Source organism: Oceaniradius stylonematis, assembly GCF_003149475.2.
GTDB classification, from domain to species: Bacteria; Pseudomonadota; Alphaproteobacteria; order Rhizobiales; family Rhizobiaceae; genus Roseitalea; species Roseitalea stylonematis.
Map to the genome: position 1 here is coordinate 156,362 of NZ_QFWV02000009.1, position 24,987 is coordinate 181,348.

At 64.5% G+C, this 24,987-nt stretch carries 26 protein-coding genes; 10 read left to right on the forward strand and 16 right to left on the reverse strand.

Annotation, left to right across the window (positions count from 1 at the left end; genetic code table 11):
* Positions 1 to 2: 2 nt before the first annotated feature.
* The 7 genes from DEM25_RS17030 to glpD are packed head-to-tail and all read right to left on the reverse strand — an operon-like array spanning position 3 to position 7,610.
* Complete coding sequence (locus tag DEM25_RS17030; RefSeq protein WP_196780430.1) at positions 3 to 1,727, reverse strand: ABC transporter substrate-binding protein; 1,725 nt, start codon at positions 1,725 to 1,727, stop codon at positions 3 to 5.
* A 58-nt stretch (positions 1,728 to 1,785) separates the two neighbouring features.
* On the reverse strand, positions 1,786 to 2,058 hold the full coding sequence (locus DEM25_RS17035; protein WP_109767653.1) for a DUF2160 domain-containing protein: 273 nt from the start codon (positions 2,056 to 2,058) through the stop codon (positions 1,786 to 1,788).
* A 12-nt stretch (positions 2,059 to 2,070) separates the two neighbouring features.
* A complete protein-coding gene (locus DEM25_RS17040) occupies positions 2,071 to 2,931 on the reverse strand; it encodes a carbohydrate ABC transporter permease (protein WP_109767652.1) in 861 nt (286 codons plus the stop codon).
* Positions 2,931 to 3,803 (reverse strand): carbohydrate ABC transporter permease, encoded by an 873-nt coding sequence (locus tag DEM25_RS17045; protein ID WP_109767651.1) that lies wholly within the window; start codon positions 3,801 to 3,803, stop codon positions 2,931 to 2,933. Before DEM25_RS17045 ends, DEM25_RS17040 begins: the two co-directional genes overlap by 1 nt.
* Entirely contained in the window at positions 3,803 to 4,882 is a 1,080-nt protein-coding gene (locus DEM25_RS17050) for an ABC transporter ATP-binding protein (protein ID WP_109767650.1), read from the reverse strand. Before DEM25_RS17050 ends, DEM25_RS17045 begins: the two co-directional genes overlap by 1 nt.
* Before the next feature lie 9 nt (positions 4,883 to 4,891).
* Complete coding sequence (locus DEM25_RS17055; protein WP_109767649.1) at positions 4,892 to 5,980, reverse strand: ABC transporter ATP-binding protein; 1,089 nt, start codon at positions 5,978 to 5,980, stop codon at positions 4,892 to 4,894.
* 25 nt (positions 5,981 to 6,005) lie between these two features.
* Positions 6,006 to 7,610, reverse strand: a complete 1,605-nt coding sequence (gene glpD / locus DEM25_RS17060; protein WP_109767648.1) for a glycerol-3-phosphate dehydrogenase — start codon at positions 7,608 to 7,610, stop codon at positions 6,006 to 6,008.
* Positions 7,611 to 7,888: 278 nt separating this feature from the next.
* Between glpD and DEM25_RS17065 the strand changes: the two genes are divergently transcribed.
* Positions 7,889 to 8,650: a DeoR/GlpR family DNA-binding transcription regulator gene (locus DEM25_RS17065; protein WP_109767720.1), complete on the forward strand. Its 762-nt coding sequence runs from the start codon at positions 7,889 to 7,891 to the stop codon at positions 8,648 to 8,650.
* 48 nt (positions 8,651 to 8,698) lie between these two features.
* Here DEM25_RS17065 and DEM25_RS17070 read toward each other — a convergent pair whose 3' ends face one another.
* The 6 genes from DEM25_RS17070 to DEM25_RS17095 form a co-directional block, all read right to left on the reverse strand.
* Positions 8,699 to 9,700 (reverse strand): YeiH family protein, encoded by a 1,002-nt coding sequence (locus tag DEM25_RS17070; RefSeq protein ID WP_196780431.1) that lies wholly within the window; start codon positions 9,698 to 9,700, stop codon positions 8,699 to 8,701.
* A gap of 153 nt (positions 9,701 to 9,853) precedes the next feature.
* Positions 9,854 to 10,891 carry a sugar-binding transcriptional regulator gene (locus DEM25_RS17075; protein WP_342633491.1) on the reverse strand — a complete coding sequence of 346 codons (1,038 nt, stop codon included), beginning with the start codon at positions 10,889 to 10,891 and terminating at the stop codon, positions 9,854 to 9,856.
* 30 nt (positions 10,892 to 10,921) lie between these two features.
* Positions 10,922 to 12,205: an acetoin dehydrogenase dihydrolipoyllysine-residue acetyltransferase subunit gene (locus DEM25_RS17080; protein WP_109767647.1), complete on the reverse strand. Its 1,284-nt coding sequence runs from the start codon at positions 12,203 to 12,205 to the stop codon at positions 10,922 to 10,924.
* On the reverse strand, positions 12,205 to 13,215 hold the full coding sequence (locus DEM25_RS17085) for an alpha-ketoacid dehydrogenase subunit beta (protein WP_109767646.1): 1,011 nt from the start codon (positions 13,213 to 13,215) through the stop codon (positions 12,205 to 12,207). The genes DEM25_RS17080 and DEM25_RS17085 overlap by 1 nt, the downstream gene beginning before the upstream one ends.
* Positions 13,212 to 14,231 (reverse strand): thiamine pyrophosphate-dependent dehydrogenase E1 component subunit alpha, encoded by a 1,020-nt coding sequence (locus DEM25_RS17090; protein WP_109767645.1) that lies wholly within the window; start codon positions 14,229 to 14,231, stop codon positions 13,212 to 13,214. The genes DEM25_RS17085 and DEM25_RS17090 overlap by 4 nt, the downstream gene beginning before the upstream one ends.
* The gene (locus DEM25_RS17095) at positions 14,224 to 15,555 is read right to left on the reverse strand and encodes an NAD(P)H-dependent oxidoreductase (RefSeq protein ID WP_109767644.1); all 1,332 of its coding nucleotides are present in this window, start codon (positions 15,553 to 15,555) and stop codon (positions 14,224 to 14,226) included. The genes DEM25_RS17090 and DEM25_RS17095 overlap by 8 nt, the downstream gene beginning before the upstream one ends.
* 264 nt (positions 15,556 to 15,819) lie before the next feature.
* Here DEM25_RS17095 and DEM25_RS18255 point away from each other — a divergent pair, with 264 nt between their 5' ends.
* The 9 genes from DEM25_RS18255 (at position 15,820) to ispD (ending at position 23,369) form a co-directional block, all read left to right on the forward strand.
* On the forward strand, positions 15,820 to 16,752 hold the full coding sequence (locus tag DEM25_RS18255) for an ABC transporter substrate-binding protein (protein WP_245412962.1): 933 nt from the start codon (positions 15,820 to 15,822) through the stop codon (positions 16,750 to 16,752).
* A 97-nt stretch (positions 16,753 to 16,849) separates the two neighbouring features.
* Positions 16,850 to 17,380, forward strand: coding sequence for a type 2 periplasmic-binding domain-containing protein (locus DEM25_RS18260; protein WP_245412963.1), 531 nt, complete (start codon positions 16,850 to 16,852; stop codon positions 17,378 to 17,380).
* 39 nt (positions 17,381 to 17,419) lie between these two features.
* Positions 17,420 to 18,367, forward strand: a complete 948-nt coding sequence (locus DEM25_RS17105) for a carbohydrate ABC transporter permease (protein WP_109767642.1) — start codon at positions 17,420 to 17,422, stop codon at positions 18,365 to 18,367.
* Between the two features lie 3 nt (positions 18,368 to 18,370).
* Complete coding sequence (locus DEM25_RS17110) at positions 18,371 to 19,216, forward strand: carbohydrate ABC transporter permease (protein ID WP_109767641.1); 846 nt, start codon at positions 18,371 to 18,373, stop codon at positions 19,214 to 19,216.
* A 50-nt stretch (positions 19,217 to 19,266) separates the two neighbouring features.
* The gene (locus tag DEM25_RS17115) at positions 19,267 to 20,322 is read left to right on the forward strand and encodes an ABC transporter ATP-binding protein (protein WP_109767640.1); all 1,056 of its coding nucleotides are present in this window, start codon (positions 19,267 to 19,269) and stop codon (positions 20,320 to 20,322) included.
* A 23-nt stretch (positions 20,323 to 20,345) separates the two neighbouring features.
* A complete protein-coding gene (locus tag DEM25_RS17120) occupies positions 20,346 to 21,239 on the forward strand; it encodes a carbohydrate kinase family protein (protein WP_439650709.1) in 894 nt (297 codons plus the stop codon).
* Complete coding sequence (locus tag DEM25_RS17125; RefSeq protein WP_109767639.1) at positions 21,232 to 21,930, forward strand: hypothetical protein; 699 nt, start codon at positions 21,232 to 21,234, stop codon at positions 21,928 to 21,930. The genes DEM25_RS17120 and DEM25_RS17125 overlap by 8 nt, the downstream gene beginning before the upstream one ends.
* An 11-nt stretch (positions 21,931 to 21,941) precedes the next feature.
* Positions 21,942 to 22,556, forward strand: a complete 615-nt coding sequence (locus DEM25_RS17130; RefSeq protein WP_109767638.1) for a hypothetical protein — start codon at positions 21,942 to 21,944, stop codon at positions 22,554 to 22,556.
* Between the two features lie 60 nt (positions 22,557 to 22,616).
* On the forward strand, positions 22,617 to 23,369 hold the full coding sequence (ispD, locus tag DEM25_RS17135) for a 2-C-methyl-D-erythritol 4-phosphate cytidylyltransferase (protein ID WP_109767637.1): 753 nt from the start codon (positions 22,617 to 22,619) through the stop codon (positions 23,367 to 23,369).
* Between the two features lie 25 nt (positions 23,370 to 23,394).
* On the opposite strand, the gene DEM25_RS17140 is transcribed toward ispD, so the two are convergent.
* The 3 genes from DEM25_RS17140 to DEM25_RS17150 are packed head-to-tail and all read right to left on the reverse strand — an operon-like array spanning position 23,395 to position 24,927.
* A complete protein-coding gene (locus DEM25_RS17140) occupies positions 23,395 to 23,790 on the reverse strand; it encodes a DUF4345 domain-containing protein (protein ID WP_109767717.1) in 396 nt (131 codons plus the stop codon).
* On the reverse strand, positions 23,783 to 24,307 hold the full coding sequence (gene msrB, locus DEM25_RS17145; RefSeq protein ID WP_109767636.1) for a peptide-methionine (R)-S-oxide reductase MsrB: 525 nt from the start codon (positions 24,305 to 24,307) through the stop codon (positions 23,783 to 23,785). Before msrB ends, DEM25_RS17140 begins: the two co-directional genes overlap by 8 nt.
* 59 nt (positions 24,308 to 24,366) lie before the next feature.
* Positions 24,367 to 24,927 carry a fasciclin domain-containing protein gene (locus tag DEM25_RS17150; protein WP_109767635.1) on the reverse strand — a complete coding sequence of 187 codons (561 nt, stop codon included), beginning with the start codon at positions 24,925 to 24,927 and terminating at the stop codon, positions 24,367 to 24,369.
* Positions 24,928 to 24,987 lie beyond the last annotated feature (60 nt).

Below are 24,987 nucleotides of genomic sequence, written 5' to 3' on the forward strand. Positions count from 1 at the left end.
GTTCAGTTGCCCCAGGAGGCGACCAACTCGTCATAGCTGATGGTGATCGGCTCCTCATCCTCGTTCTCGAGCTTGGGGAACGGTGCACCGGGCTCGGCCAGCCACTCGGCCGGATCGCGCGGCTCGTTCATCACCGGGCCGAGATCGCCCTGGACGCCGGCCCGTTCGAGGCGCTCAAGCACGCTCTCCTGATCGGCGCACAGTGCGTCGAGCGCTTCCTGCGGCGTCTTCGCACCGGACATGGCGTCGCCGATGTTCTGCCACCACAACTGCGCCAGACGCGGATAGTCGGGCACGTTGGTGCCGGTCGGCGACCAGGCGATGCGGGCCGGCGAACGGTAGAACTCGATCAGGCCGCCAAGACGCGGCGCGCGCTCGGTGAAGTGATCGGAGTCGATCGTCGACTCGCGGATGAAGGTCAGACCCACATCGGCCTTTCTCAGATCGACCGTCTTGGAGACGACGAACTGCGCATAAAGCCAAGCCGCCTTGGCGCGGTCGACCGGCGTCGACTGCATCAGCGTCCAGGACCCGGCGTCCTGATAGCCGATCTTCTGGCCTTCCTTCCAGTAGACGCCGTGCGGGGAGGGCGCCATGCGCCATTTCGGCGTGCCGTCCTCGTTCATCACCGGCAGGCCGGGCTCGACCGTGGCGGCGGTGAAGGCCGTGTACCAGAACATCTGCTGGGCGACATTGCCCTGGGCCGGGATCGGGCCGGCTTCCGAGAAGGTCATGCCGGCGGCTGCGGGCGGCGAGTATTTCTGCAGCCATTCGATCGCCTTGGTGACGGCATAGACGGCCGCCGGCGAATTGGTGGCGCCGCCGCGCGCGACGCACGAGCCGACAGGCTGCGAATTCTCGTTGACGCGAATGCCCCATTCGTCGACCGGCAGGCCGTTCGGCTCGCCGACATCGCCCATGCCGGCCATCGACATCCAGGCATCGGTGTAGCGCCAGCCGAGGCTCGGATCCTTCTTGCCGTAGTCCATGTTGCCATAGACTTCGCCTTCGACGCCCAGATGGCTCAGGTCGCGGCCGGTGAAGAATTCGGCGATGTCCTCATAGGCCGACCAGTTGACCGGCACGCCGAGCTCATAGCCATATTCGGCCATGAAATCGGCCTTGTTCTTCTCATCGTTGAACCAGTCGTAGCGGAACCAGTAGAGGTTGGCGAACTGCTGGTCGGGAAGCTGGTAGAGTTTGCCGTCGGGACCTGTTGTGAACGAGGTGCCGATGAAGTCGTCGATGTCGAGCGTCGGCAGCGTCACGTCTGCGCCTTCGCCGGCCATCCAGTCGGTCAGGTTGCGCACCTGCTGATAGCGCCAGTGGGTGCCGATCAGGTCGGAATCGTTGATGTAGGCGTCATAGATGTTCTCGCCGGACTGCATCTGCGTCTGCAGCTTTTCGACGACGTCGCCTTCACCGATCAGATCGTGCGTGACCTGGATGCCGGTGATCGCGGTGAAGGCCGGCGCCAGCACCTGGCTTTCATATTCATGGGTGGTGATGGTTTCCGAGACCACCTTGATCTCCATGCCGGCAAACGGCTGGGCGGCGTCGATGAACCACTGCATCTCCGCTTCCTGCTCTTCACGGGACAAGACCGACAGGCCATTGATCTCCGTGTCGAGGAAGGCGCGGGCTGCCTCCATGTCGGCATGGGCCGCCGTCGACATCATGCCGAGTGCAAGCGCCATGGCCGTTGTGGTCGTGAGGTATTTTCTCATGTTTTCCTCCCAGAAAACTGCAGGGGGACGGTGCGTTTGCAACGTCCGGTGAAGCCTGTCAGACCCAGCGGAAGACCGCTGCGGCAAAGACAAGGCAGACGATCAGCGCACCCCATTGGGGGCCGCTGACCAATCCGAGCCAGGCCAGGTTGATGAAGGCCGAACCCAGAAGGGTGATGAAGAGCCGGTCGCCGCGCGTCGTCTCGATGCGCAGCACGCCCACGCGCGGCGTTTCGGGAAAGCGGATCGCGAGCACCGTGAAGACGATGAGCAGCAGCGCGATCGTTGCGAAGAACAGGGCGGTCGGCCACGTCCATGCCATCCAGTCCATGATGACGCTCCCTCAAACCCGGCCCAGGGCAAAGCCCTTGGCGATGTAGTTGCGGACGAAATAGATGACGAGCGCGCCCGGAATGATCGTCAGGATGCCGGCGGCCGCCAGCACGCCCCAGTCGATGCCGGCGGCGCCCTGCGTGCGGGTCATGATCGCCGCGATCGGCTTGGCATCGACCGTGGTCAGTGTGCGCGACAGCAAAAGTTCCACCCATGAGAACATGAAGCAGAAGAAGGCGGCGACGCCGATGCCCGACGCGATCAGCGGCATGAAGATCTTCACGAAGAAGCGCGGGAACGAGTAGCCGTCGATATAGGCGGTTTCGTCGATCTCCTTGGGCACGCCACGCATGAAGCCTTCGAGGATCCAGACCGCCAGCGGCACGTTGAACAGGCAGTGCGCGAGCGCGACCGCGATGTGCGTGTCGAACAGGCCGACCGACGAATAGAGCTGGAAGAAGGGCAGGGCGAAGACGGCCGGCGGCGCCATCCGGTTGGTCAGAAGCCAGAAGAACAGGTGCTTGTCGCCCATGAAGTGGTAGCGGCTGAACGCATAGGCGGCGGGCAGCGCCACAGCGAGCGAAATCACCGTGTTCATGACCACATAGATCAGCGAGTTGACGTAACCCATATACCACGCCGGGTCGGTCAGGATCGTGCGGTAATTGTCGAACGTGATGTCGTTCGGCCAGAGCGTGAAGGTGTTGAGAATTTCGGTGTTGGTCTTCAGGCTCATGTTCAGGAGCCAGTAGATCGGCAGCAGAAGAAACGTCAGATAGGCGATCATCACCAGGGCGCGGCCATTGATGCGCGGCAGCGCGATGGTTCTGGCTCGCGCGGCGGAGCCGGTTGTGGCGGCGGTATGGGCCATCACGCGCCCTCCCTTTTGTCGAGATTGGTCATGACCGTGTAGAACACCCACGAAATCAGCAGTATGACCAGGAAGTACATGATCGAGAACGCGGCGGCGGGGCCGAGATCGAACTGGCCGAGCGCCATTTTCACCAGATCGATCGACAGGAAGGTCGTCGCGTTGCCCGGCCCGCCGCCGGTGACGACGAACGGCTCGGTGTAGATCATGAAGCTGTCCATGAAGCGCAGCAGAATGGCGATCAGCAGCACGCCCTGCATCTTGGGCAGTTCGATGTAGCGGAAGACGGCCCAGCGGCTCGCCTGGTCGATCTTGGCGGCCTGGTAGTAGGCTTCCGGGATCGACTGCAGCCCGGCATAGGCCAGAAGCGCGACGAGCGATGTCCAGTGCCAGACATCCATGACGATGACGGTGACCCAGGCGTCGAATGCATCCTGGGTGTAGTTGTAGTCGATGCCCATGGCGGCGAGCGTGTGGCCCAGAAGCCCGATATCGACGCGGCCGAAGACCTGCCAGATGGTGCCGACGACGTTCCAGGGAATGAGCAGCGGCAGCGCCATCAGGACCAGACACACCGATGCCCAGATGCCGCGCTTGGGCATGTTGAGCGCGATGAAGACGCCGAGCGGGATTTCGATCGCGAGAATGATCGCCGAGAACATGAGCTGCCGGCCCAGCGCGTTGTGGATGCGCTCGGAGGTCAGAATTTCCTGGAACCATTCGATACCCACCCAGAAGAACTGGTTGTTGCCGAACGAGTCCTGCACCGAATAGTTGACCACCGTCATCAACGGGATCACCGCCGAAAAAGCGACCAGCACAAGAACCGGCAGGACGAGGAACCACGCCTTGTGGTTGACAGTCTTTTCCATCACGCAGCCCCCCCGGTGACGCGCCAGTCATCGACATAGACGCCGATCTTGTCGGGCCGGAAGGTGACCCGGTTCATATCCGCGCTGACGGGCGTTTCCTCGCCGGCGATGATCGAGATGTCGGTGCCGAAGAAGTCGGCGCGCACGATCCTGTGCCGGCCGACATCCTCGATGCGGCGGACATTGACCGGTAGGCCGTCCCGGTCAGCGGTCAGCGACACGAATTCGGGTCGCACGCCGATCTGCACGCGTCCGCCCAATTCGCCATAGCCGCGCGACAGCGGGATTTCAGCGCCGTTGATGTAGGCCCGGTCGCCCTCGATGTTGGCGTCCAGCACGTTCATGCCGGGCGAGCCGATGAAATAGCCGACGAAGGTGTGGCCCGGCGCCTCGAACAGCTCCTCGGGCGTGCCGATCTGCACCACGCGACCGTCATACATCACGACGACCTTGTCGGCGAAGGTCAGCGCCTCGGTCTGGTCGTGGGTGACGTAGATCATGGTGTGGCCGAACTCGCGGTGCAGCGATTTGAGCTGCGTGCGCAGGGCCCATTTCATGTGCGGATCGATGACGGTCAGCGGTTCGTCGAACAGGATCGCGTTGACATCCTCGCGCACCATGCCGCGGCCAAGCGAAATCTTCTGCTTGGCGTCGGCCGTCAGCCCGCGCGCGCGCCGGCCAAGCTGGTCTTCCATGCCGATCATCTCGGCGATCTGGGCGACGCGGCTGGCAATGTAGGCGGGTTCGGCGCCACGGTTCTTGAGCGGGAAGGCGAGATTGTCGCGCACGGTCATCGTGTCGTAGACGACGGGGAACTGGAACACCTGGGCGATGTTGCGCGCTGTCGTCGGCGCCTCGGTCACGTCGGTGTCGCCGAAAAGGATGCTGCCCTGGGACGGGTGCAAGAGCCCCGAAATGATGTTCAAAAGCGTGGTCTTGCCGCAGCCGGACGGGCCGAGCAGCGCGTAGGCCGCGCCGTCCTCCCAGACATGGTTCATTTCCTTGAGCGCGAAATCGTCCTCCGATGCCGGATGGGGCAGGTAGGAATGGGCGAGATGCGACAGTGTGATCTTTGCCATGGGATTTCCTCACGCCGCCTGCGCATAGGCCGCCGGAGCGACAAGCGCGCCGTCGTCGGCGAAGATGTAGACATGGGCCGGGTCGAGATGGACCGTCAGCGGATCGCCGATCGTCAGGTCGCGCACGCCGTGAATGACACCGACCCAGCGCTCTCCATGATGGTCGAGATGCACAAAGGTCTCCGAGCCGGTGATCTCGGTGACGGCCAGATTGCAGTTGAATTCGAGCGCGTCGGGCACGTGCTGGTCGAGTTCGAGATGGTTCGGGCGGAAGCCGGCCAGGTAGCGGCCATCGTCGAGTTCGCCGAGCCGGCCCGTTGCCGGGCAGGACTGGCCGTCGCCGAACAGAAGCTTCGGCCCGGCCTTGGAAATGCGCAGGAAGTTCATCGGCGGATCGGAGAAAACGCGCGCGGTGGTCGCGTCCTGCGGATTGCGGTAGACCTCGGGCGTCGGGCCGAACTGGGTGATGCGGCCCTCCCACAGTGTCGCCGTGCTGCCGCCCAGCAGCAGCGCTTCTTCCGGTTCGGTCGTCGCATAGACGAAGATCGCGCCGGACTCCTCGAATATCTTCGGGATCTCAACGCGCAGTTCCTCGCGCAGCTTGTAGTCCAGATTGGCGAGCGGCTCGTCGAGAAGCACAAGGCCCGCATCCTTCACCAACGCGCGGGCGAGCGCGCAGCGCTGCTGCTGGCCGCCCGACAGTTCGAGCGGCTTGCGCTGAAGCATCGGCGTCAGCTTCATCAGGTCTGCCGCCTTGTGCACTGCGGCGTCGATTTCCGCTTTGGTCTTGCCCAATAGCCGCATGGGCGAAGCGATGTTGTCGTAGACCGTCATCGCCGGATAGTTGATGAACTGCTGGTAGACCATGGCGACGCCGCGCCGCTGGACGGGCACGCCTGTAACATCGTCGCCCTGCCAGAGGACACGCCCGGCGGCGGGGCGGTCGAGGCCGGCCATCAGCCGCATCAGCGAGGTCTTGCCCGAAAGCGTCGGCCCGAGCAGCACGTTCATCGTGCCTTTTTCCAGCGTCAGGTCCGTTTCGTGGATGTGAACCTGACCGTTCACCAGCTTGGTGACGCCATCGAGTTGCAGCGTCATCGTCCGATCCTCCCGCGCGCCGGCATCATTCGGCCGCCGCGTTGTTGTTGCCCATGACGTGCTGGGCCCGCATGAATGCGTCGATGGCGGCCTGCTGCTGCGCATCGAGCCGCAGGCCGAGCTTGGACCTGCGCCAGACCACATCGTCGGCCGTGCGCGCATATTCCCGGTCGATCAGCCAGCATATTTCCGCTTCGGTCAGCGTCGCGCCGAAATCGGAGCCGAGATCCTCGTCGCTCCTGGCATCGCCAAGAAGCTTCCGCGCATCGGTGCCATAAGCGCGCACGAGGCGCCGCGCCCAGCTATCGTCCAGGAACGGATAGTCACCCGACACCTGCGCGACCAGGTCGTCGAACCCGTCGACGGGAAAGTCGCCGCCGGGCAGCGGTGCACGTGCCGTCCACGGCTCGCCCATCTGCGAAAGGTGCGGCTTGAGCTTGGCTAGCGCACCTTCGGCCAGGCGCCTGTAAGTGGTGATCTTGCCGCCAAACACGTTCAGCAGCGGGGCGCCGGCGGAATCGTCCAGCGACAGGACATAGTCGCGGGTCGCGGCGGTCGCCGACTTGGCGCCGTCATCATAGAGCGGACGAACGCCCGAATAGGTCCAGACGATGTCGTCGCGCGTCACCGGCCTCTTGAAATAGCGCGATGCGAAGGCGGTCAGATAATCCTGTTCCTCGGGCGTGCAGACCGCATCGTGCGGCGCGCCGTCATGCTCCTGATCGGTGGTGCCGATCAGCGTGAAGTCGGTCTCGTAGGGGATGGCGAAGATGATCCGGCCATCCTCGCCCTGGAAGAAATAGCACTTGTCGTGATCGTAGAGCCGTTTGGTGACGATGTGGCTGCCGCGTACCAGCCGCACGCCTTCGGACGTGTTCAGGCGCACCGTGTTGCGGACCACGTCCTCGACCCACGGCCCACCCGCATTGACCAGCGCCCTTGCATAATGGACTTCGGTCGCACCCTGTTCGTTCCGCGTGGTGACCGCCCACAACTCGCCGTCGCGTTCGGCCGAGATGACGCGGCTGCGCGTCATGATCCGGGCGCCCTTGTCCTCGGCGTCTCGGGCGTTGAGGACGACAAGCCGCGAATCCTCGACCCAGCAGTCGGAATATTCGAACGCCTTGGCGAATCGGTCCTGAAGCGGTGCGCCGGCCGGATCGCTGGTCAGATCGAGCGTCCGGGTGGCAGGCAGCACCTTCCGCCCGCCCAGATTGTCGTAGATGAACAGGCCAAGCCGGATCAGCCATGCCGGGCGGCGGCCCTTCATCCAGGGCATGATCGCCGACAGAAGCTTGGATGTCGGTGTCTCGCTCTCGAACCGCATGTCGCGGTGGAACGGCAGGACGAAGCGCATCGGCCATGAAATGTGGGGCATCGCCGCGAGCAGCGTCTCGCGTTCGATCAGCGCCTCGCGGACCAGGCGGACCTCGAAATATTCGAGGTAGCGCAGGCCGCCATGGAACAGCTTGGTCGAAGCCGAGGAGGTTGCCGATGCCAGGTCGTTCATCTCGGCCAGCGTCACCGACAGGCCGCGGCCAGCGGCGTCGCGCGCGATTCCGCAGCCATTGATGCCGCCGCCAATGACGAAGATGTCCACCGCGGCGTCGCGGCGTTGATCCGTGGGCATGAATGATGTTCCTCCGCGTTCAAGCACACCACAAGGTAGGGCGGCACGCAATCGAAATTTTCGTTTTTTTGCGTTTTTTTCGAAATTTCACATTTTCATGTTCGTTTTGCATTTCGATAGAAAATGTGGGAAAACAAGCATCCAAATCGCTTTGGGCCGCCGGAAACAGCGAATATGCGGGCCGGACGGGTGGGTCAGGGCCGGTTCGGACCAGTTCAGACCGGTGATTGTTTTCTGTGCGGGTCTGCGGCACGGTTCGCAAAAACGGAGGAGAGCCGGTGGGATCGGGGCTGAGGCGCAACGAGATTCTCGCGTTAATGCGGGCGGAGGGGAAGGCGTCCGTCGAGGCGCTGGCGGAGCGTTTCGACGTTACGGTGCAGACGATAAGGCGCGATCTGGGCGAACTTGCCAATGAGGGCAAGATAGACCGGGTGCATGGCGGCGCGACGATCCGCCAGGGCGTCACCAACATCGTCTATGAAGAACGCCGCAAGCTCAATGCCGAGGCAAAGGAGCGCATCGCACAGATGGTAAGCGACCATGTGCCCACGAACGTATCGCTTTTCATCAACATCGGCACGACCACCGAAGCGGTGGCGCACGCGCTGCTCGACCATGAGAACATCACGGTCGTGACCAATGACATCAATGTCGCAAACATCCTGTCGGCCAACGAAAGCTGCGAGATCATCGTGTCGGGCGGCACGCTGCGCCGCTCCGATGGCGGGCTCGTCGGCGATCTGGCGACGCAAATGATCGAGCAGTTCAAGGTCGATATCGCCATCATCGGCGCGTCGGCGCTGGACGAGGAGGGCGATCTTCTGGATTTCGACCTGCGCGAGGTGCGAGTGTCGAAATCGATAATTCGCCATGCGCGCAAGGTCTATCTGGTGACGGACGCCTCGAAGTTCGAGCGGACCGCGCCCGTGCGTATCGCCTCGTTCGCCGAACTGGACGCCATCTTCATCGACAAGCCGCTGCCGCACGGACTGCAGGCGCGCTGCCGCGAGTGGGGCACGGACGTTTTCGTCGCCGACTGACCGCTCTGTTCCACGGGAGCCGATACGGCGCTTCGCACGGCCAATTGTTCAGGCGACGAACAGCTTGACGAAAACGATGGCCATGGCGAGCAGGAGCGCCGTCTCGGCGACGACCAGCATGATGTAGCCGCCGCCGAGATCGGCCATCTGCTTGAGCGCGGTCTTCACGCCCAGCGCGGCGATGGCGGTGATCAGCAGGATGCGCGAGGCGGATTCGGCGGCCGACGCAACCGGTGCGGGGATCAGACCCAGGCTGTTGATTGCGGCCAGCGCGATGAAGGCGACCAGAAACCAGGGCAGGGTGATCTTGCCGCCATCGGCCTTGCCGTTGGCGAGCGCGACGATCACCGCGAGAAGCACGACCGGCAAGAGCGCCACGCGCATCAGCTTGACCATGACGGCGGTATCGCCCGCTTCCCGGCTGACCGAATATCCGGCACCGACCACCTGCGCCACATCGTGGATCGTCGCGCCGATCAGCATGCCGGTCTGCGCGTCCGTGGCATCGAGCGCGGCAAACAAAAGCGGATAGGCGACCATGGCGATCGTGGACAGCGTGGTGACAGCAACGACCGTGAACAGCGTGTCGCGTTCCAGGCGTGCGTCGCGGGGCAGGACGGATGCGAGCGCCAGCGCCGCCGACGCACCGCAAATGGCCACCGATCCGCCTGTCAGGATGCCGAGCCGCGCGCCGCGGCCCAGAAGGCGCGACAGGGCGATGCCGGCGAGGATCGTCAGCGCGACCAGCGCGATGACGGCGATGACGGGGTAGAGGCCGAGTGACTGGAAATCGGCCCAGCTGAGCCGCACGCCGAGCAGCGCGACGCCGAGGCGCAGGCAGGCGGAGGCGGCAAAATCGACGCCGGGCTTGATGTGGCTCTCATGTGCCAGAAAGTTGAACGCCATGCCGATCAGAAGCGCGAACAGCATGGCCGGTGCGCCGTAATGGGCGCCCAGGAAGGCCGCGGCGGCGGCAATCGTCAGGGCCAGGCCGAGACCGCGGAAGATCGTGGCCGCCTGTCCGTAGCGTTGGCGGATCAGGCTTCGCACGTCTTTGTTCCGCTGCGGCGCGTGCCGGGCTTGGTCGGCCGTGGAGCGGGCTTTCGATCGGGTGTGTTGGCCATCAGCATCCCGCTAGCACAGACAATGAGGGCGGCGCAGCAGCATCGCAGCGTTGCGCCGTGGCGGCGGCGCCCCGATCCGTCAGGCGGGCAGGCCCCGTCTTTCGGCGTTTCGGGACGCCGGCGCGTTGGGCGAGTGCGCGTCGAGCAGCCGTCCGGCCGTGATCTCGTCAGTGACCAGGACGCTTGGCGCCATCGACTTCAGAAGGGCGAGCATGATCTCGGTCTTTTCGGGCCCGCCGCTGATCAGAAGCTTGTTTTCGATGCGGGCGAGCCGGTCGATCGGCATGGAGATGGCGCGGCTGTTAACCGGATGGTCCGCCGGATGACCGCTCGCGTCGACGAAGTTGTAGAGTAGATCGCCGATGATGCCCGCCTCGATCATCGACTGGCGGTCGGCTTCGGAGACATGGCCGACGCGATAGGAGGTGGTCAGAGAGGTGATGCCGCCGCACGACAGGAGCGCGACATCGCAGGTTTCGGCCATCTGGAAGATCTGTTCGAGGCCGCAATGCTCGAGAAGCGCATGCTTGGTCTGCGCCGAATCGACGACGGCCGGCGCGGGAATGAGATAGCCCTCGGCGTTGAACAGTTCGGCGAACTGCCAGGCGAATTCGGCCGGGTTGAAGCGCCGCGCCTGGGCGATCCCGCCCAGAAGCGAAACGACACGCGTGCCCTCGGTCGCCCGGCCTTCGATGAACGGCAGCATGGTGTGCAGCGTGCGGCCCCAGCCGACGCCGACGGTCATGTTGTTTTCGATCAGTTGCGAGACATAGGCGCCGGCCGCCGAGGCGATCGCGCGGGTCGGGTCGCCGCCCGCGTCGGGGAACGGGGCGACGATCGCCCGGCTCAGCCCGAACGTCTCCTCGAGATCGCGCTGCAGCGCGACGACCGGAGCGATGTCCGACTTGATGCGGATGTTGACCTCGCCGCGCGCGCGGGCCTCAGACAGGAGCCGTGTGATCATCACCCGGTTCACGCCGAGCTTCTTGGCCACATCGGATTGCTTGAGGCCCTCGACATAATAGAGCCAGGCCGCGCGGATGCGAATGTCGCGGTGCATGTCTCGCGCGTGCCGTGAACCGGCGCCGCGCGGTTCGTCCATTGCGTGTTCCGGCATCAGCCTGATCCCTTGCCCGGTCCTCCTTGCTCATAAGGTCGCGGCGATGAGTTGTCCAATCGCGTCGGGGGACTCCAAGTGCGGCAGGTGGCCGAGACCGTCGAACAGGTGAAGGGCAATGTGGCCCGGCGCGCCGAGCGCGTGGCGCCAGTCAATGATCGCATCGCGCTTGCCCCAGACGATCCGCGCGGGCATGGCGAGGCGGCCAATGGCAGGGCGCAGATCGAAGGCCTGCGTGCCGTCCGGAAACAGCACGTCGGCCATGGCCATTTGCGCGGCGCGCAGGTCCGGGTCCTTCCGCGACATCATCGCCGCGCGGACATAGCGGTCGGTGATGATTGTGTCGTCGGCGACCAGTTGCCGGAGCCACGGTCCAAGGCCTTCGGCGCGTGTCGCACGGCCGATCCCGTCGATCACCGCGCCGTTGATATCGGGGCCAAGGCCGGCCGGCGCAATCAGCGTCAGACCATCGACGCGGTTTCCGCGCGTGTCGGCGATGGCGAGCGCGACGGCGCCGCCAAGGCTGTGGCCGACAAGATGCGCGGCTTCGAGGCCGAGATCGTCGAAAGCCCGCCGGACATCGGACACGAGTTCTGGAAAGCCCGACAGGCGACGCTTCGGCGACTTGCCGTGGCAGGGCAGTTCGATGCGGATGAGTGGGCGTCGGCTCAAATGCGACTCGATGGGCGACCATGCGGCGGCCTCATTGGCAAAGCCGTGGATCAGGACGATTGGCGTGCCCGTGCCGCCCCTGGAGCGGATGACCGAGAGCGGTCCGGCCTCGTTGTTAAATGCGGGCGGCACCGGAGCCGCGTGCTGCCGATCGTCGAGCACGGCCACATCGGCGGCCTGGATGCGGCCGCGAGGGCCCGACCCGTTAAGCGTCGCCAGATCGATGCCGTTGTCGCGCGCCAGCTTTCGCGCCTTGGGAGTCGCGCGGGGCTTTTCTTCGGCAACCTCGGCTGTGGAGGTGACCGGTGCCGGCGTTGGCGTTTCGGTCTTGGGCTCGCTCTTCGATGGTTCTTTTGCGCGTTCGGGACCCTGCGTCTTCCGGACAGGTGGCTCACCAACCTCCTCGCCCTCGGCATAGAGCCAGCCCACCGGCGCGCCGATCGGCACCTCGGCGCCTTCGGGAACAAGGTGATGCAGCGTTCCGTTGGCCGGTGCCTCAACTTCCATCGCCGCCTTGTCGGTTTCGATGTCGAAGATCGGCTCGCCCTCGGCGACCCTCGCGCCCTCTTCGACATGCCAGGCGGCGATCTTGCCGGTCTCCATGTCCATGTCGACTTTGGGCATGATGATCTCGGTGGGCATCAGGTGCGGCCTTCGGCCAATCCGCGCGCCGCTTCGATGATATCGGGCACTTGCGGCACGACGGCCTTTTCCAGTTCGGGATTGTAGGGGATCGGGCTTTCGGCACCGCCAAGCCGGACAATCGGCGCATCGAGAAAGTCGAATGCATCGCTTTCGGCGACCATCGCACTGACCTCGGCGCCGATGCCGAGCGTCTTCACCGCTTCGTATACGCACAGAAGTTTGCCGGTCTTGCGCACCGATGCGAGCACGGTGTCCCCGTCCAGCGGACGGATGGTGCGCAAATCGATCACTTCGGCCTCGATGCCTTCGTCCTCAAGGGCCTTGGCCGCATCGAGCGCCTTGTGCACCATGATCGCCGTTGCGACGATGGTGACGTGGCCGCCCTCGCGGCGGACTGCCGCTTTGCCGATCGGCGTGGTGTAGCGGCCAGACGGGACCTGGCCTTTCATCTTGTAGAGCAGCTTGTGCTCGAAGATCATCACGGGATCGGGGTCGTCCAATGCGGCGAGCAGCAGTCCCTTGGCGTCTTCCGGCGTTGCCGGCTGGACGACCTTGAGGCCCGGCACATGGCCGAGCCACGCTTCAAGGCTCTGCGAATGCTGGGCCGCCGCGCCGGTGCCCGAGCCCGCCGGAAAGCGCATGACGAGGGGCACGGAGACGGCGCCGCCGAGCATGTAGCGCACCTTGGCGGCCTGGTTGACGATCTGCTCCATGGCAAGCGTGGCGAAATCGGAGAACTGGAACTCGAAGATCGGGCGCAGACCGGTCATCGCGGCGCCGACGGCGACGCCCGCGCCGCCCAATTCGGAGATCGGCGTGTCCATCACCCGGTCGGTGCCGTACTTGTCGACCAGATCGCCGGTCACCTGAAAGGCGCCGCCATAGACGCCGATATCCTCGCCCATCAGGATGACGCGCTCGTCTTCCGACAGCGCGATGTCCATCGCTTCGCGAATCGCCTGCGCGTAGGAAATCTCGCGCACTTCGATGCCCGCCTGCGCGTTCATGCCGCCACCTTGGGCGAATATACATCGCGGGTTGCGTCTTCGATCCGGGGGGCGGGGCTGTCCTTGGCGAACGCGATGGCCGCCTCGACGGCCTGCTCGACATCCTTTTCGATGGAGGCGACCGCCGCATCGTCGGTGATGCCGTGTTCCTTGAGCATGGCCGCCATCCGGGCGATCGGATCGCGCTCCTGCCATTCGGCGATTTCCTCCTTGGTCCGGTAGCGGTTGCGGTCGGATTTGGAGTGGCCGCGCCAGCGGTAGGTCACGTTCTCGATCAGGCTCGGGCCATCGCCGTTGCGTGCGCGCGCCACGGCCGCATCGACGGCTTCGGTGACGGCGGAAAAGTCGTTGCCATCGACCCGTTCGCCCGGCATGGAGTAGGCGGCCGCGCGATCGGCGATGGACTTCACCGCCGTCGAGCGTTCGGTCGATGTGGACATGCCATAGCGGTTGTTCTCGCACACGAAAACGACGGGCAGCTTCCAGATCGAGGCCATGTTGAGCGCCTCGTGGAAAGCGCCCTCATTGTTGGCGCCATCGCCGAAAAAGCAGACCGTGACCGCGCCGGTGCCAAGCCGCTTGGCCGACAGGGCCGCACCGACGGCGATCGGGATGCCGCCGGCGACGATGCCGTTGGCTCCCAGATTGCCCTTTTCGACATCGGCGATATGCATCGAGCCGCCGCGTCCGCGGCAATAGCCGGTCTCCTTGCCGAAGAACTCAGCGAACATCTTGCCCAGATCGGCGCCCTTGGCGACGCAGTGGCCGTGGCCTCTGTGGGTCGAGGTGATCTTGTCGTCGTCGGTCAGCGACATGCAGGCGCCGACGGCGGACGCTTCCTGTCCGATGCTCAAATGCATGGTGCCGTGGATCAGGCCGCGCGTGTAGCTGTCCTCGGCGCCTTCCTCGAAACGGCGGATCAGATACATTTTTCGCAATGCCTCGATCAGCTGATCGGGCGAATAGGCGCGGATCGCGTAGGGAACGTTGCGGTCGGTGGCGGTGCTGTCAGGCATCGGCCAGTTCCTTTCCGAAGACCATTGCGTCCTGGCGGGCACGCAGTTCGGCGATCTTCGATCCCTCGGGCAGGCGGCTGTTCTCGGTGGTGATCAGTTCGCCCTTGCGAATGGGGCGGGTGACTGTGGCGTCCGGCAGCACGCCGGCGGGTCGCGCCTTCAAGGTTCGGGCGCGGCCGGCTTCCAGCGCCCAGGCGCGATAGGTGTATTCGCCGAGCAGATCGAGCGTTTCGCCGGGCTCAAGATCGCGCTTGGCGACGGCAGCCACCTCGGCCACGGGCTTATCCAGCGGAATCATGTCGGCCTTGCCGTGCAGCACTGCGCGGGCGCAGGTCAGCGGCACTTCGAGCGAGGTCAGGTGATAGGGGCGGATGAACGCGAAATAGGGGCCTTCGCCCATCTTCAGGTCCGACATGCGCTCCCAGACGCGCGGATGCTCGGCTTCGCAGACGACGAAGACGCCCGGTGCAAGTCCCTGGCCGACCGAATAGTCGACCCGGCCAATGTCGGACAGGACGCCGCCATCCTTTTTGGGGATCAGTGTCTTGGCGAGGTCCTTCGGCCCGGCGGCGGGGCCATGCATGCCGTCAATATCGGGGACCAGGCCCGTCGCGTTGGCGATCGCCGACATCTCCACCATGGTCTTGGAGCCGTCGATGAACTCGACGAGCATGCGGGGGTTCATGTGGCGCGCGGCAGCTTCGGCGGCGTACTGGTCGGGGACCGCATCGAAGTTCAGCGGGTTGTTCTTGCCCTTGCCCGCGCAGACGATCTTGTGACCCATTGCTGCGACGAACTCGATGATCTCCATGCAGGAGGAGGGTTCGTCGCCTGCGCCCAGGCTGTAGACCACGCCGAGCCGCTCGGCCTCGCGGCGCAGATAGGCGCCGATCGTGACATCGGCCTCCACATTCATCATGACCAGATGCTTGCCGCGTTCCATCGCCGACAGTCCGATCTCGGCGCCGACAGCGGGAACGCCGGTCGCATCGACCACCACATCGATCAGCCCTGATTCGAGCATCGCGTCGGCGGAGGTGATCGCGGTCTTGCCGGCCTCGATGGCGGCATTGATCGCGTCGGAATTGGCCGCATCGGCGCTGTGTCCGGGCGCGCGATGGGCAATTTCCACGGCCTTGTGCGCAGCCGACGGGTTGATGTCCGCAATGGCCGCCACGTCGACACCGTCCATCATGCCAGCACGCGTGACAATGTCCGTGCCCATTTCGCCCGAGCCGACAAGGCCGATGCGGACAGGTTTGCCCGATGCGGCGCGCTCGGCCAGGTCGCGGGCGAGACCGGTGAGCGCTATGTTGGATGTCATGAAACACCTATGAGTTGACCAGTCGCCAAAGCATTGTGAACTTACGTCCAAGTGTCAATGCAAATGTTCGCAAAGTCCAATTTGACATCAAGCCACCGCGTCGGTCACGCCGCTTCGGTGCACCGATTGGGGAGAAATGAACGCTTGACAGAGAGTGTGACTTGCACAAAAGTCTGCACAAGAAGTCAAATGTTCAATCTGCTGTCATCGAGTTCGGGTGCGATGGCAGTCAGGCGATCTGGCACCCGAAGGGAGGAACCAACCATGAAATTCGCTGGAAACCTGTCACGGCGCTCGTTCTTGCAGACAAGCTCGGCGGCCGGTCTGGTCGCCGCCGGCGCGGGGACGGGCCTCGTGGGCCGTGCCTTCGCCAGTACGGACCTGCCGGACCCGCAGACCGTGCTCGACCAGATCTCGATCGAGCAGTATGTGCGCGAGGACTATCGCGACCTCTACAGCCTGACCAATGCCGACACGATGTGGGATCCGGCGACCGACTGGATTCGCACGGTGGACTGGGAGGCGGTGCGCAGCGAGCTTTCGGGCACGACCGTGCGCTTTGCCATCGGCGCGGCGGACCAGGAATCGGCGGCGGAAGGCCTGGCGCCGTTCGAAGCCCTGTCCGGCATCAAGGTCGAACTGGTGCCGATCCCGGACGACAGCTTTTACGACAAGGCGCTGGCCGAATTCATCTCGGGCAACGCCTCGTTCGATGCGCTGCAGTTCTTCTCGCCCTGGATGGGCGACTTCGCGGCGCCCGGCTTCCTCGCGCCGCTCGACGAGTTCGCCGACAAATGGGGCCTGCCGCTGGACGACTTCTACGACACCTACCGGCTCAATTACGGCTTCTTCAACGGCAAGATGTACGGCATTCCGTTCGACTGCGACATCCAGATGGTCCATGTCCGCAAAGGTTACATGGAGCAGCTTCTGGGCGGCGAGGTCGACAAGGTCAATTCCATCCCGACCTATGACGAGCTCATCCGGGTTTCCAAGGAACTCAACAATATCGAGCCGGGCGTTTCCGGGGTCGGCCTGATGGCTGCGCCGGGCTTCTGGTCGACCTATACGTGGGAACACATCGCCGCGCAGGCCGGCATGATGCTGTTTGACGAGAACTGGGAGCCGATCTTCAACGGCGATGCCGGCATGAAGGGTCTNGGAGATCATTCTCGAACTGGCCAAGAACGCCAATGAAGGCCATGCCGGCGCCGGCTGGCCGGAGAACCGGGCCGCGTGGCTCGGCGGTCAGGTCGCCACCAACATCAGCTGGCAGGATTCGGGCACCCAGGCGATGCGGCCCGACCAGTCGCAAATCGTCGACGATTTCGTGACGATTTACGAGCCGCGAATCGAAGGCGGCCGTTTCGCGCCGCCCAACATTGCCGGCTCGACCTCATGCGTTGCGGCGTCCAGCCAGAACCCGGAAGGTGCGTTTCTGATGCTCGCCTTCCTGACGACCTCGTCGATCATGGCGATGAACGAGGCCAATGCGAACGGCGTGGCGCCGGGCTACAAATCGGTCCTGCGCAACGACAATCTGCAGAAGGTCTCGCAGCCGGCCAAGGTCTGGGGCGACAGCCTGGAGCATGCGTGGTGCTCGCCGCGTCTGCCCGGAGCGTTCCCGATCGAACAGGCGATCGGCAACGAGATCAACCGTGCCGTGGTCGGACAGATCACCGCCAAGGAAGCGCTCGACAACGCGGCCACCGCCGTACGCGAGATCATGACGCAAAACGGCTTCTACCAGGGCAACGATCCTGTCGATTACGCAGCCGCCGCGCCGGGTCTCTATGTCGGAGAGGGTCGCGATCTGCCATTCTGATCGGCAGGCACGATCAATCGACGGCACCTGGAGCTCTTGATGAGCAATCCCTCCCTGCCTGATGCCGGGGCGACTGCGGTCGCCCCGGCCATGGCAACACAAAGGCCAAGGCCAAGACGGCGCAACAAGCGGCTCAAGGCCTGGTTTCCCTATCTGCTGGTGGCGCCTGCCGTCATCTACCTGTTTCTGATCACGCTCTATCCGGGCGTCTATGCGATCATCCAGAGCTTCCACGCGGTCAAGTTCGGGCCGTGGCAGCCGGTCGGTTTCGCCAATTACGTCAAGCTTTTCAACGACCACCAGTTCTGGGGCGCGCTCTGGAACACGTTCGTCATCGGCTCGATATCGCTGACGCTGCAATGCCTGATCGCGTTGACGCTGGCGTTTTACGCCTATCGCGACCCGTGGGTGCAGGGCTGGCGCATCATCTTTCTGGTGCCGATGCTGTTCATGCCTTCCGCGGTCGCTTTCATCTTCAAGCTGGCCTTTCTCGATGCCCGCGTCGTCTCCGACCTTTTGATCCGCATCGGGCTGATCGACGGCAATCTGGCGATCCAGTCGTCGATCTGGATGAGCCGCGGCCTTCTGATCATCGCCGATGTCTGGCAATGGACGCCATTCCTGTTCATCATTTTCGTCGCCGCCCTTCAGGGGCAGGATGAAGAGGTGGAAGAGGCCGCGCGGCTCGACGGCGCGTCCTGGGCGGCCATCTTCTGGAACATCTCGCTGCCGCTGATGAAGCCGGTGATCGCCGTGGCGCTGATCCTGCGCGGTATCGACATCACGACCATGTTCACCAACGTCTTCATCATCACCAAGGGCGGGCCGGCCTTCGGTACCGAGACGATCAGCTATTTCATCTACCGGACCGGCTTCAAGTTCTTCAATTTCGGATACGCGTCGGCGGCGTCCGTCGTCATGCTGATCATTACCATCATCATCGCGCAGCTCGTCGTGAAGCGCGCCTTCGTGTCGGTGAGGACGTAGGCCATGGCTTCGCAACGCAGAAAACGCGGTGAGAACCTGTTCGTCCGCTACCTGATCCTGGGCGCATGGGCGCTGTTCTGCCTGATGCCGGTGCTCTGGTTCCTGTCGATCGGGCTCAGACCGCGCGTCGAGATCATCACGCCGCAGCCGATCTACTGGCCGACCTTCAGCCTCGATGCCTGGCACATGATCTGGGAGGACTGGCCGATGGCCAAGTATCTCCGCAACTCGATCCTGGCGATCTTCGGCTCGGTGCTGATCGATCTGGTGCTCGGAATTCCGGCGGCCTATTCGCTGGCCCGCTACGAGTATCGCGGCCGTGACGACATCGCCTTCTACATATTGTCGACCCGCATGATGGCGCCGGCGATCGTGGCGATCCCGATCTTCTTTTTGTTCCGCAATGCGGGACTTCTGGACACAATCTGGGCGCTGATGCTGATCTATGCGGCGATCAACCTGTCGTTCGTGACATGGATCATCCGCTCCTACATGCTCGACATCCCCAAGGAATTGGAGGATGCGGCGCGCACGGATGGCGCGTCCGACATGCGCATCCTGTGGGAGATCATCATTCCGGCAATCCTGCCGGGCATCATCACGGCGTCAGTCATCGCGATGATCTTTGCGATCAACGAATTCCTGTTCACCCTGCTGATCGCCTCGACGCCGAATGCCTATACGATGTCGGTGGCGCTCGCCAATTTCACCGGCGGGTCGGACGGCGTCATCTACAACGCGATCGCGCTTGTTGCCTTCCTCGCCTTCGTGCCGGTTTTCCTCGTGGTCGTCGCGATTCAGAAGCATCTGAGCCGCGGGCTGACGATGGGCGCGGTCAAGGGCGGATGATGGCGACGAGTATCGGGTTTGAAACCCGCACAATGAAAGAAAGCTGAAACATGGCGCGTATCGAACTCAACGGCATCCAGAAGCGGTGGGGCGAAGCCTGGGGCGTGCGCGATGTCAATATCGACATTGCCGACGAGGAGTTCATCGTCTTTCTCGGTCCGTCGGGCTGCGGCAAGACGACGACCATGCGCATGATCGCGGGCCTTGAAGAGCCGACCGAGGGCGAGATCGTCATGGACGGCGAGACGATGAACGACATCGATCCGCGCGACCGCGATGTGGCGATGGTGTTCCAGGGCTATGCGCTTTATCCGAACATGACGATCTACGAGAACATCCGCTTTCCGCTCCGCATGCGCGGCGTGCCGCGCACCGAACATGACGGACTGGTGCGGCGCGCCGCCGGGCTGGTCGAGATGACCGATTATCTCGACCGCAAGCCGGGCGCGCTGTCCGGCGGCCAGCGCCAGCGTGCAGCCTTGGCGCGGGCGATCGTGCGCGAGCCGCAAGTGTTCCTGATGGACGAGCCGCTGTCGAACCTCGACGCCAAGCTACGCCAGGCGATGCGCGTGCAGATCAAGCACATCCAGCGCGAGTTGCGGATCACGACCGTCTATGTGACGCACGACCAGATCGAGGCGATGACGCTCGCCGACCGGATCGTGATCATGCAGTCGGGCCTGATCCAGCAGATCGGCACGCCGGACGAGATCTACAACGACCCGGCCAACACGTTCGTTGCCAACTTCATCGGCTCGCCGCCGATGAACCTGGTCGAGGGCGAGGTCGCCGATGGCGTGTTCACCGCGCCGGGCGTGAAGGTTCCCGGTCTTCCCGCAGGGGTCAGCGGCAAGGTGACGCTTGGCGTCCGGCCAGAGGATTGCCATGTCACCGACGAGGACATCGACCTGACCGGCGAGGTCTATGGCGTCGAACCCACCGGCGATCTGACCTATCTGACCCTGCAGGCTGGCGAAAAGCTGTTTGAAATCAAGGCCGATCGCACCTACCGTGCGCCGCTGGGCGCGACCGAAAATGTGCGGTTCGACGCCGACAGGATCTATCTGTTCGACGGGGAAAGCGGCGAACGCCTGCGCCGGGAGTGATCATGACGTTCGATTACACATCGATGGGATTCTACACGTTCGACGCTCTGTGCCGGCCTGTGACGGACATTCCGCCGGGCGGCGGGACCTATTTCGTCGACGAGTTCACCATCGCGGTTTCCGGGGCCGCCGGCTCGGCGGCGATCGTGGCGGCCAAGCACGGGCTGTCGGTGCAGGCGGTGGGCGGCGTCGGCGAGGACCTGATGGGCGACTGGGTGCTGCGCAGGCTTGCCGACTTCGACATCGACACGGCCAACATGCAGCGCTGCCCGGATCATACGACATCGTCGAGCGTCGTGACGACGCGGCCCGACGGCGCCCGTCCGGCCCTGCACAAGCGCGGGGCAACGGCGGGCTTTTTCGTCAGCGACGACCAGATCGACCGGGTGCTGGACACCGCGATCTTGCATGTCGGCGGCGTCGGGCTGATGGACAGGATGGACAAGGGGCGCACGGCGGACGTGCTGGCCGAAGCAAGAAAGCGCGGCTGCCGGACGACGCTCGATGTCTTCGCCTCGACGCCCGACGATCTGCCGCTGGTTCGCCCGCTGCTCGCGCACACCGATTTCTTCATGCCGTCGGAAGAGGAAGCGATGGCGCTGTCCGGGCTGACCGATTTCGAGGAGATCGCGCGGTTCCTGCTCGATCAGGGCACCGGCGCGGTGATCCTGACGCTTGGCGACAAGGGGGCGATGTATCGCGACCAGCAGGGAAACAAGATCGATCTGCCCGCGTTTTCGATCGACGTGGTGTGCACGTGCGGGTGTGGCGATTGCTTCAATGCGGGATTTGCCACCGGGCTGCATCTCGGCCTGCCGATGGAGGATTGCCTGCGCATGGGGCAGGCGGCTTCGGCGCAGAACGCGATGGGATTGGGCNGCCGGCCGTGCCGACGAAGAGGAACGGGACATGCGTGAACAGCCGCCCATACCCCGGCTGACAGCCCTGCAATTGCCGCTGCGCGATGCGCTGCGCGGCGTGGCGACGCTGGCCGAAGTGACCGAGGAACTGCTGGAGCCGGCGGCGGCGCTGCTGCCCGGCACGGTGCGCGACGGCTTCCGCTCGGCGGTGCATGCGATCGAGGGCGCCGGCAAGCGGCTGATGACCGCGCCGATCACGCTCGACAGCGTGCGTGCTTCGTCCCGCGTCCTGTCGCAAGGGGCCGGTGATCGCGACGCGCTGGCGACGATGGCGGTCGTGATCGCCTATGCGTGGGAGCATTTGCGCGATGCCGGCCACGAGCATCATCTGATGATCAGCGAGACCATGCTGGCGGGCCATCTGGCGTCCGGTTCGTCGCTGGCCGGAAGCACCGCGCCGGAGCGCGCGGCCAGTCTCGTTGCCGACATTGCGGGATCGGCGGTGATCGGCCGGCCGCCGGGGATGCCGGCCGTGGGCAGCGATGCGGATCGCGCGGCGATCGATACCGGTCTCGTTTCCATCATGGTGTGGCTCCTGGCCATGCGGGCCGAGACCATGGAGGAGGAGGAAAAGCTGCTCGATCTTGCCTCGGCGCTGGTGACAGCCATGGGCGAGGAGACCCGCGCGGCTCTGGTTGACCGGGCGCTGCTGGCCGGGCACATGGAATCGCTCGCAGCGCATCTTTAGGGCTAACGGACATGACGCTTCCCGCCTCGACCGACAGCGACCAGCCGATCCGCAAATCGGCGCAGCGGCTGCGCTGGTTCGTCCAGGCATTCGAGGAACAGGCCGAACAGACATCGCGCGAGACGGGAACGCGCTACACCGTCGATCACGGGCGCCTTGCGGCCGTTTTCGCCCAGTGGCTCAAGGATTTTCAGGCACAGAAACCCGAACGCGACGAGGACAAGCCGGCCTATGTGGGTTTTGCGGCGGGTCTGATGTTGCGCACGCTGATCGAGATGAAGCCCGTTTCCGTCGCCGCGCTGCCGGGCGGGGCCGACACCACCAACCCGGCCTATTTCTGGCCGGAAGGCTATCTCTACGTGGTCTTCTGCCTCAATGTGCGCGGATTGGTGCTGGAAGGCGACTATCACGGCGAGCAGCACACGAGCGCCCTTTTGAACGAGACACGCACATGGTGGAGCTTCAAGGAGAATGTGGCTGACGATCCGTCGCTGGCGATGGCCTTTCTCGACCTTTTCGCCGGGGATGAGCCGCAATGGTCCGTCCCGCACCTGTTTCGGACGGGGCGCATTCGCGGCCTTGCCGACCGGTTCTACAAGCAAGAGACGCTGAAGGCCGTTGACTGATCGCCTGGCCCATATGCCGGTTCGCCCCTCCGCCATGCCCTTGGCCGAGGTGCTTGCGTCATGAGTTCGGTCGGCATCGTCATTGTCGCCGCGGGGCGCGGTCGCCGGCTGGGCGCCGAGATGCCCAAGCAGTATATCGAACTGGCCGGCGCCTGTTCGCTCCGGCGGGTGGCCGAGACGTTCCTTGGCCTGGAGCGGACCAGTTTCATCGTGCCGGTCATCCATCCCGGAGACGCGGAGTTTTGCGCTGCGGCGCTGGCGGGATTGGACGATGCACGCCTGTTGCCGGCGGTCGATGGCGGTGAAACGCGCGCGCAGTCCGTCCGGCGCGGCCTTGAAGCGCTCGAGGCACACAACCCGGACCTGGTGCTCATTCACGATGCGGCGCGCCCGTTCGTGCCAGTATCCGTGATCGAGGATGTGATTGCCGCCCTCGGCTTCAGCGACGGCGCACTGGCCGCCTTGCCGGTCGTCGATGCGCTCTGGAAGGAGGAGGGCGGCGGTGCGGGCGAACCGGTCGCGCGCACGGGTCTTTGGCGGGCTCAGACGCCGCAGGGGTTCGATTTCGCCAAGATCCTTGCCGCCCATCGAGCCCATGACGGCACGGGCGCCGACGATGTCGCCGTTGCGCGTGAGGCCGGCATTGCGGTTCGGCTGGTTCCGGGTTCGGAACAAAACTACAAGATCACGACCGCCGACGATCTCGACCGCGCGCTGGCCGATGTCCATGGGTTCGATGCGCACAGGGCCGATGCTTCGCCCGAAGACGATACCGTCATCATATTGCCCGGCGGGCGATCCCAAAGGGGTTGAAGCATGCGCGGCCGGACGGCTGCCTTCACAGGCGCATGCTCCAGGCGAGCAGCGCCGGCGTGACCACCAGTTCCATGGCCAAGGCGGCGACGTGAGGCGCATCCGGCCAGCCGGCGAGCAGCAGAGACAAGAGCCGCGCGGCGCCGCCGGCGATGACGATCACGGCAAGGAGGCGGAAGCGGTCGAGCCTGATCGCCGGACGCATGACCGTGCTCCAGAACCCAAGTCCGATGCCGAGCAGTAGCCCGGACAGGTAACGAATATGGCTGTCCAGATTGACCGCTTCGGTCGCCGCCTCAAGGCCCGGAAGCCCCGCGCCCAAAAGGGTGCCGGCAAGGCCCGCCGAAACCGGCACGAAAGCCAGCACGAAGACGGCGAGACGGAAAACGGTCCGCTCGCGGCCCGCAGCGCCGTCAGGCATCGGCATTGTCGGGCCGGAACGTCAGCGCCAGGCCGTTCAGGCAATGGCGCTTGCCGGTCGGCTCGGGACCGTCGTCGAAAATGTGGCCGAAATGGCCGCCGCAGCGCCGGCAATGGACCTCGGTGCGGGTCGCGAACAGGGAATTGTCCGGTTTCGTGCGGACGGCGTCCGGCAGTGCCTCGGTGAAGCTCGGCCAGCCGGTGCCGCTGTCGAACTTGGCGTCCGATGCATAGACCGGCAGGTCGCATCCGGCGCAATGATAGATGCCGGCGCGCTTTTCATCGTTGAGCGGGCTGGACCCGGGCTGTTCGGTGGCTTCCTGCCGCAGGACCGCGAATTGCGCCTCGGTGAGCATGGCGCGCCATTGCGCCTCCGTCCGGGTGATCTCGAAAGCGCCCGCGCGGGCGTTGCCGGTGATGTTCCGGCGGCCGGAATCGAGCAGCTGCCACGTGCCGTAGATCGTGCCGGCGGCGCCAAGAGCGGCCGCGCCGGACAGTAGGAAGATTCGACGGTTCATGTGTGCCTCCCGTTCGTGGTGGCGGGCGCCCGGACGGGCGCCCGCGCCGATGCGTTGTCTTACGATGCGGGCAGCAGCACCGTGTCGATGACGTGGATGACGCCGTTGGACTGGTCGACATCGGCGATCGTGACGGTGGCGACACGGCCCTGGCCGTCCTTGATCATGATGGCGTCGCCCTCGGTCATGACGGTGAACTCACAGCCGCCGACGGTCGTCACCGGGTGCATGCCGCCATCGTCCATCACCATCTGCGAGATGGCGTCCGACATGGCTTCGGCGCCCAGCACATGGCAGGTCAGGATCTTGGTGAGCTGATCCTTGTTTTCCGGCTGGAGCAGGCTTTCGACCGTGCCCTCGGGCAGCGCATCGAATGCCGCGTTGGTCGGCGCAAAGACCGTGAACGGGCCATCGCCCTGCAGCGTGTCGACGAGACCTGCGGCCTTGACGGCCGCAACCAGCGTCGTGTGGTCAGCGGAGTTGACCGCGTTCTCGATGATGTTCTTGTCATCGTACATGGCGGCACCGCCGACCATGGGGTTTTCGGCAAAGGCGGCGCCGGCGGCGACAGTGAGCGCAGTTGCGGCGGCGATGGCGGTGAGCGTGCGTTTGATGGGCATGGATGATCTCCTCGTTTTCCCGGCCCGTTGCGGGCGGGGTGACAGCAGTCACGAGGATGC